This window comes from Coleofasciculus sp. G1-WW12-02, from assembly GCF_040219735.1.
Lineage (GTDB): Bacteria > Cyanobacteriota > Cyanobacteriia > Cyanobacteriales > Coleofasciculaceae > Coleofasciculus.
Window position 1 is genome coordinate 1 of the sequence record NZ_JAVJRX010000200.1, and the last position, 7,157, is coordinate 7,157.

General features: G+C 44.0%; 8 protein-coding genes. 5 read left to right on the plus strand and 3 right to left on the minus strand.

Annotation, left to right across the window (positions count from 1 at the left end; all coding sequences use genetic code 11):
* Positions 1–341 precede the first annotated feature (341 nt).
* The 3 genes from RID09_RS31440 to RID09_RS31450 all read left to right on the plus strand — a co-directional run bounded on the left by RID09_RS31440 (position 342) and on the right by RID09_RS31450 (position 2,375).
* Positions 342–797: an NUDIX hydrolase gene (locus RID09_RS31440; RefSeq protein WP_446339840.1), complete on the plus strand. Its 456-nt coding sequence runs from the start codon at positions 342–344 to the stop codon at positions 795–797.
* Between the two features lie 70 nt (positions 798–867).
* Positions 868–1,680, plus strand: a complete 813-nt coding sequence (locus tag RID09_RS31445) for an alpha/beta fold hydrolase (RefSeq protein WP_446339842.1) — start codon at positions 868–870, stop codon at positions 1,678–1,680.
* Between the two features lie 116 nt (positions 1,681–1,796).
* Entirely contained in the window at positions 1,797–2,375 is a 579-nt protein-coding gene (locus tag RID09_RS31450; protein WP_446339844.1) for an Npun_F5749 family FMN-dependent PPOX-type flavoprotein, read from the plus strand.
* Positions 2,376–2,692: 317 nt separating this feature from the next.
* Here RID09_RS31450 and RID09_RS31455 read toward each other — a convergent pair whose 3' ends face one another.
* Positions 2,693–3,055, minus strand: a complete 363-nt coding sequence (locus RID09_RS31455) for a lipopolysaccharide assembly protein LapA domain-containing protein (protein WP_446339846.1) — start codon at positions 3,053–3,055, stop codon at positions 2,693–2,695.
* A gap of 92 nt (positions 3,056–3,147) precedes the next feature.
* On the opposite strand from RID09_RS31455, the gene RID09_RS31460 reads away from it, so the two are divergent.
* Positions 3,148–3,852, plus strand: a complete 705-nt coding sequence (locus RID09_RS31460; protein ID WP_446339848.1) for a PRC-barrel domain-containing protein — start codon at positions 3,148–3,150, stop codon at positions 3,850–3,852.
* A 184-nt stretch (positions 3,853–4,036) separates the two neighbouring features.
* On the opposite strand, the gene RID09_RS31465 is transcribed toward RID09_RS31460, so the two are convergent.
* Positions 4,037–5,167 carry a CapA family protein gene (locus tag RID09_RS31465; RefSeq protein WP_446339850.1) on the minus strand — a complete coding sequence of 377 codons (1,131 nt, stop codon included), beginning with the start codon at positions 5,165–5,167 and terminating at the stop codon, positions 4,037–4,039.
* Between the two features lie 17 nt (positions 5,168–5,184).
* The gene (locus tag RID09_RS31470; protein WP_446339852.1) at positions 5,185–6,066 is read right to left on the minus strand and encodes a LysM peptidoglycan-binding domain-containing M23 family metallopeptidase; all 882 of its coding nucleotides are present in this window, start codon (positions 6,064–6,066) and stop codon (positions 5,185–5,187) included.
* Positions 6,067–6,467: 401 nt separating this feature from the next.
* On the opposite strand from RID09_RS31470, the gene RID09_RS31475 reads away from it, so the two are divergent.
* Positions 6,468–6,878 carry a CAAD domain-containing protein gene (locus RID09_RS31475; protein ID WP_446339854.1) on the plus strand — a complete coding sequence of 137 codons (411 nt, stop codon included), beginning with the start codon at positions 6,468–6,470 and terminating at the stop codon, positions 6,876–6,878.
* Positions 6,879–7,157: the final 279 nt, after the last annotated feature.

Genomic DNA, 7,157 nt, shown 5'->3' on the forward strand with positions numbered 1-7,157 from the left:
GGTTTGTAGATAATCCAGACTGGGGAAGTATCTGGAAGTACGTGCCAATTGGCGGCTCAATGGTCTATTCAACTCTTGCGTTGCCAGCCCTGTCTCTGGCAATCCCTAATCTCAAGCGATAGCTAGATTAGGGTTGTTGAAAGCCTTAGCTATGGGTGGGTTGGGTAAGCTGGGGCTTATTTATATTGGCAGTGTTACACCATCCAAGCCTCTTTCGTTCCATCCTAGTTTACCTTGGCAGCAGTTTTCAAGGATTACCATCATGTCTCTTCTTAAAAAAATCAGATTATGATAACAGTCTGTACGTCAGCCATTTATCTGTTCTATAACCATCTGAATCCATGGGTCGTATCTGGTATTTTGTCCAAACGGTATTGGGGATTATTTTCCGCCATCCAGTCCTCGGTACAAGTATTATCCCCGTTTTACCCGATGGACAAATTGTACTGATTCGGCGTCGCGATAACGGAAAATGGGGATTACCTGGAGGGATGGTGGATTGGGGACAAGACATTCCCACCACCGTGAGGCGGGAGTTGGCAGAAGAAACTGGGCTAGAGTTGCTGGCAATTCGCCGATTGGTGGGAATCTACTCAGCACCCGATCGCGATCCCAGAGTTCATTCAGTTTGTGTTGTAGTCGAAGCGGAGGTTCAGGGAACAATGCAGATACAAGATATGTGGGAAATTACGGAAGTTCAAGCCTTTGAACGTTCAGCCATCCCCATGGACTGTCTGAGTCACGATCATGGGCGACAGTTGCAGGACTATTTTGACGGTAAAACCACTGTTGCCTAATTTTTAGTTTTGAGAGCTAGACGTAGCCTGCTACTTTAAGTGTTGAGTTTTGAAACACCCGGCAACTAGGATGAATTTAACCTTACGGAATTCCCGCATTAAGCTACCTTTGGGGCAAGTCTTTTGGCGTGAAGTGGGCCAAGGACCCACTCTTATATTTTTACACGGGTCTTGGAGCGATAGTAGTCAGTGGCTACCCCTGATTGAGTATCTGCATCAAGATTATCATTGCTTTGCACTTGACTTATTGGGATTTGGTGACTCCCAAACGCCGAAACTGCACTACTCGATTCAAGTCGAGGTCGAGTGTTTGTTCAACTTCATTGAGGCACTACACCTTCCCCGAGTCTATCTGGTTGGTCATTCCTTAGGCGCTTGGATTGCCGCTAGTTATGCATTGCATCACAGTGAACAGGTTCAGGGATTGGTGTTATTAGCCCCTGAAGGCGTTCGAGGCGACGGAGACGGGAAAACTTGGCAGTGGCGGCGGTGGTTAGTCGGGCGTCCCCCCCTTGCCTATACTATTCTGCGATCGCTCTTACCTCTGGCTCGGCTTTTTGGGCGTCACAAAGATATTGAGGGAGCGTTAAAACAGCGACAACAATTGCTACAATCCCCGACAGCTTGTCAATTGTTGTTCCGGCGACGGCGGGTGGAAATTCAAGCCGAATTATTACAAGAACATCTACCCAGCTTAGATATCCCTACGCTGATTCTTCAAGGAAGACTTGATTCACCAGAGGTGATTGACCATGCTCAAACTTATGCCAACCATAGCCCCAATACTAAATTACAGATGATTGACCAAGCCGGAAATGACCTAGCGGAAACTGTACCGGGAATTGTCGCTCAGCATATTGATTATTTTGTGAAATATCAGTAGAAGGGTAGAAGGGTAGAAGGGTAGAAGGGTAATGCTGCCTTCCCCATCACCATGGGTATGGTAGACGCACTTGCCCAGCCGGACATGGTATCATTCATCATTCATCATTTCAAACAATGTCAATTGCTCCTTGGCGAGTCTCCCTATCTCGTGCCCTTCACCGCAACCGCAGTTTAGCTTATGCTCGGTACTTTCAACTGGCAACTGTTTGTCCAGATGGGTATCCAGCTAATCGCACCGTTGTTTTTCGTGGCTTTTTCGATAACCAATTAAAAATTATCACCGATGCTCGCACTCAGAAAGTCAATCAAATTAATCATAATGCTGGGGCAGAAATTTGCTGGTATTTTCCCAAGACTCGCGAGCAATTTCGGTTAAAAGGTCAACTTATTCTGGTGGGAGAAGACTATCCTGAATTTCCCCTACAAAATGAGCGTCAAACCACCTGGCAAGGGCTTTCTGATGCAGCGCGTGTGCAATTTGCTTGGTCGAATCCGGGTGAACCCAGAGTAGAGGGGGATCAGGCGTTTTCCCAACCGCCACCTGATCCAGAGCAACCGTTGCCTAATTTCTGTCTCTTATTACTCGAACCTGTAGAGGTTGATCATCTGGAATTGCGCGGTGATCCGCAAAATCGATGGTGTTATACTATGGGGTGCGATCGCCAATGGATCACGCAAGCGATAAATCCCTGAGTCTTTCTCGTACAAACGAGCGAAGTAGCGGAATATGCATCGACTAAAATTCTTTTGAGGATGCGCCTAGTTTTCGACCTGAATTAGAAAGAATGAGTCTTGTTCTCTAAATCTCACCTTGGCGACTAAATCAGCTTCATCGCGTTCTCCGGCGGTAACAGGTGAATAAGAGAGAGAATAAAGCTTGTTTTTAGGGCTATGGGATCGGGTTCAAGATAGAGTGCGATCGCGTATTTACTAACTGACTTTTGGTTATATCATAATTAACCTTACTTTTTACGTCTGACTACTTATATTTTGGAGCATCCCATTATAGCCTAGGTATTTAAATCCCGATCAGTTGATTCAGAAGAATCCCGATTGAACTTTAAACTATTCTCCAGATATTCAATCCGTTTTTGCTGATTCGCCAGTTGCTGAGTTTGCTCATTGAATTCTTTCTCTAAGTCTTTATTCTGTCGCTTCTGATGAGCAAGTTTCCAATTTTGCCGCATCAGGGATGGTACCGATACCAATAATCCCACCACAACGCCAACCCCTAAAGTTAAGACGAGAACTAACGCCAACGATATATCAACTCGCCAAATTCCTAAAGTAACGGCGATAGGCACAGCATTTTGTAAGGCAAAGATAATCGCCAAGATCGCTATAACAACCCCTAAAATTAAAAATAATCGCATCCGTTATCAGCTAAAATTTAAATACACAACACAAAGCACATGATCGAACGGCAAGTCACATTGTCTCAAGAATAGCCCAAGCGAGGTGTCTGATGTCCGCAAAAGCCGCAGTACTCAAACAAAGCGAACTCCTAAACCGATTAGTCTTAAATCGTCATACCGCTGAAGAAGTCGGTCGAGTGATACAGCTATGGCTTGATTTGCAAGCCCACCGCGTAGTTGGGTTAACCTGCAAGTCCGGGTTTCTCGGCGGCAAAAAACACCACTTTACCTGGGAACAAGTCAATACTATTGGCAGCGATAGTATTCTTGTCAACAGCCTTAAGGAAGAAACCGAGTCGGAAACCCTGGAACCCCTCGATTCTCGCATTGGTGTAGAAGTTTGGACAGATGCGGGAAACAAAGTCGGTAAACTCGTTGATTATATAATTGAACCGGAAACGGGAGCCGTCGTTAATTACTTATATTCCTCCAGTGGTTGGCAAGGAATAATGGAAGGGATTTATACCCTTGCACCCGCAGCCGTTTCCAGTGTGGCAAAAAAGCGGATCATTGTTCTAGAAGCGGCAGTAAAAAACAGTGAGAAATATACCGAAGGCGTCCATGAACGCATGAGTCAAGCCGCAGACTTTATTCGTAGTGACTACAAAAAAACGCTTCAGCATGTGGAATCCCTTAAACAAGGTGTTCCCCAGGTTACAGATAATCTCACCGACCAAGCCAAAGCCGCTGGTGATAAACTCAAAGAACGATTTTCTGAAGGGAAAGATTCGAGCAAAAAGAAGGATGAAGAATGAAATAATTTTAAGTGTTGAGTGTTGAGTTTTTTGAGGCTTCGCTTTGCTCAAAGAAACCAGGTTTTTAGGGGCTAGTTTCACTATTATCGTTTTTGTTTCACCCTGATGTCACTCAACCCGCCCTTTCCGAGTGAATAATTATTTAATAAATGACAAATGACAAACGACAAATGACGAACGACAATTACTGAGGCAAAAATTTACCCGTTGAATCAATCTGCAAAGAAGTATTCGGAAAATCACTCTGAGTAAGCTGGCGCATCAGTCGAATCGTGCGTCCTTGGGAATCAGGATAAGGAATCCCCTGACGATTTAGCATAATTGGAATAATTTGACCCGAAACTAAATCACCCTGATTATCCAACTCCACATCTAATACTAAAGAATACGCCAGTTGAGCTTGAGTCGAGAGAGTCCGATACCCCATAAAATTACCCAAAAAATAAGCAATTAACTTTCCCTTATAAAGTTCTAATGCTCTAGGAACATGAGGTCCATGTCCGAGAATTAAATCAGCGCCGTGGTCAATCATCGTCTGAGAAAAGTTAACCAAATTGCCGCGATTTTCGCCAAAAAAATACTCCGTTTGATTGCGAACATGCATCGCTCCAGTTCCTTCAGCCCCCGCATGGACAGAAATAACCACGATATGAGCATTTTGACTGGCTTCTTTCACTAACGCTATAGCCGCTGGTAAATTATTTAATGAATTATGATAATTAAAGTAACTAAAACCAATCCATGCAATCCATAAATCATTGATATTAGCATAGAGAATTTGATTCTTTTCCCCTAATGCTTTAACTCCCGCCTGTTCCAGATTATTGATAGTATCTGCAAAGCCTTGACGTGAGAAATCATAAGAATGGTTGTTGGCAACGCTCATAATATCAAAGCCCACCTCCTTTAATAAAGGGGCATAATCAGGCGGCGTGCGAAAGGCAATAATTAATCCCCCTATCGACTTAGCGGAATAGGGATAATTGGTTAAGGTACTCTCAAAATTACCAAATAATAAATCAGCACCTTGCAGAGTAGGTTGAACGGCTTGAAAGAGAACCGTTTTATTAGGATGCAGTTTATTCTGAGGATAATTTGTACCCGGAATAATATCACCCACGGCTTTTATCTGAACTGTCACATTCGGCGGCGGGGGTTCTATGGGGATATCAGATTGAGGTTGAATGATAGGTTCCGGTGGGGGTTCAGGATAGCTTTGAACGACACCATAACCCATACCGCACAAAAAGCTGACCGTACCCACCGACAGCAACAAGGCTCCACTGCGCCGCAATGGTGTGATAAAGTTTGTCATTTGTCATTCGTCATTTGTCATTCTTCATTTATCGGTCTTACCGTCAAATGTAACTCTGGGTCTTGCGCCACCCAACCCGCAGGTGCATTGAAGCGAACTTCAAAATGCAGATGAGGTTGGTCAATGTCCGGATTTCCTGTAGTACCAACTGTCCCTAGGGGTGTTCCTGCTTTGATCCGTTGACCCGTTCTCACCGAAAGACGGCTTAAATGAGCATAACGGCTTTGGCGTCCACCTTCGTGATTAATCACGACTAAATTGCCATACGCTCCCTGTTGACCTGTAAAGGCAACTGTACCGGAATCCACAGCTAGCACAGTGGTTCCAGGTTCTGCCAATAGATCAATACCACTGTGAAACTGAGCTTGTCCATCAGCGTTTTGATGCCAACCGTAATTAAACGCTATGGGTGCTAACGTGGGCAAGGGATAACCGGGAAATCCAGTATAGTTTTCAACAGGTTTGCGATTTGCCAGTACCCAATTCACCCCTGAGACAAATACAACTCCTGGCGGTTGTAGGGAACAGCCATTGACCTCAAATAAAATATCAGCGCGGATACCATAAGCCTCCGCTAAGTCTTGCCAGCTAGCCCCCGCTGGAACTTGCACCCGAATCCCATTAAAGGGAGGAATCAGAATATCTCGACCCATCGGCATGGATTTTCCTGACAAGCTAGGATTGAGTTCTACTAAGGTTTCTGGGATCAGGCTGTATCGTTGAGCAATACTATTCAACGTTTCACCAGGCGCTACTTTATGTTTCTGCAAGCGCGAAAGGGCAGGTGCGGGACAGCTATTTTCAGACGGTGAGGATGATTGTGCCGTTGCCAGATTGGGGATTGGGGCAACCAGGCAAATCACGGTGGAAAAGACAGGAAGCCATCGAGATAAAGTCATAGTTGAGAAGTGTGAAGGATGAATGGCTAATGGTATGGTAAGCTATTCAGCGGCTTTTCTGGGCATGTTTAACTATTCCAGAGAGATTAGTTATCGGTTAGTCTGCCCAATTAAAGTTTATTGCACTAAATTATCTGTTACATTTATTATCATATTTTCTAAAAATATAATCATCAACCAAGTTTGAACCAATGATAAAGAAATAACTAAAATTTGATGTTGATTTAGCTAGGCTATTGACCCCCATCGCTCAAACTCAATACACTAAAAAAAGCTAAGCTGTCAACTTTAATCATTGACTTAGCCGAAACAGAGGTAATTTTTTAAGGAAAATAGACTCTACTTTCCTCTGAATTCAATCAATCCTGTAATTCACGAATTGTCATTCTCAAAATAAAAACATGACTGCTAAAATAGTAACCCCTGAACAGCCAATTAACGCCACCTCAGAAACATTCCACCGCAAACTCACTAGCGAAGTTCTCACAGAAGAAAAAAAACAGCCCTGGGTTCAACTCATTTCGACTTTTATGGGTACAGTCTCAGCTTACCTAAATAACCGAGTTACGAACAATCAGCAACTGTTAATCACCGCTGCCTTGATTATTGCCGCCCTCACGATTCTAAAACTCGGTTTTGCTGTCCTGAAAGCGATTAATACTATTCCCTTTTTGTCATCGCTTCTAGAAATAATTGGTATTGCTTATGTGAGTTGGTTTATTTGCAGCTATTTGCTCAGTGCTGCCAACCGTCAAGACTTAGCCTTACAAGTTAAGTCTTTTAAGGAACAAATTTTTGGCACGAATCCCTAACTATTTAAATTTCCCGAAAATTTTTCAGCTCATTCCACGCCAAACGATTCGGTGGGATGAGCTTACTCTTATCGTATGGTATCGTTTTAAGGGATAACATACGAGTCGTAAGCAACCCCGGTCTAAAGCTTGCCCTCGAGCGAAGCGAAGGGACACGGAGCTTTAGCCAAATAAGTTAAAGCTGTGCTTACCAGCCTAAGTGCTAAGCGCACTACGTTATCGGCAAGTGTTAAAGACCTACCAGCGGATGCGATAGCCAGTTTGCTGCTCTAGAACCGA

Coding starts and splice junctions, on each gene's coding strand:
- RID09_RS31455 (WP_446339846.1), bottom strand. CDS start 3,055: ATGCGATTATTTTTAATTTTAGGGGTTGTTATAGCGATCTTGGCGATT.
- RID09_RS31460 (WP_446339848.1), top strand. CDS start 3,148: ATGTCCGCAAAAGCCGCAGTACTCAAACAAAGCGAACTCCTAAACCGA.
- RID09_RS31475 (WP_446339854.1), top strand. CDS start 6,468: ATGACTGCTAAAATAGTAACCCCTGAACAGCCAATTAACGCCACCTCA.
- RID09_RS31450 (WP_446339844.1), top strand. CDS start 1,797: ATGTCAATTGCTCCTTGGCGAGTCTCCCTATCTCGTGCCCTTCACCGC.
- RID09_RS31440 (WP_446339840.1), top strand. CDS start 342: ATGGGTCGTATCTGGTATTTTGTCCAAACGGTATTGGGGATTATTTTC.
- RID09_RS31445 (WP_446339842.1), top strand. CDS start 868: ATGAATTTAACCTTACGGAATTCCCGCATTAAGCTACCTTTGGGGCAA.
- RID09_RS31470 (WP_446339852.1), bottom strand. CDS start 6,066: ATGACTTTATCTCGATGGCTTCCTGTCTTTTCCACCGTGATTTGCCTG.
- RID09_RS31465 (WP_446339850.1), bottom strand. CDS start 5,167: ATGACAAACTTTATCACACCATTGCGGCGCAGTGGAGCCTTGTTGCTG.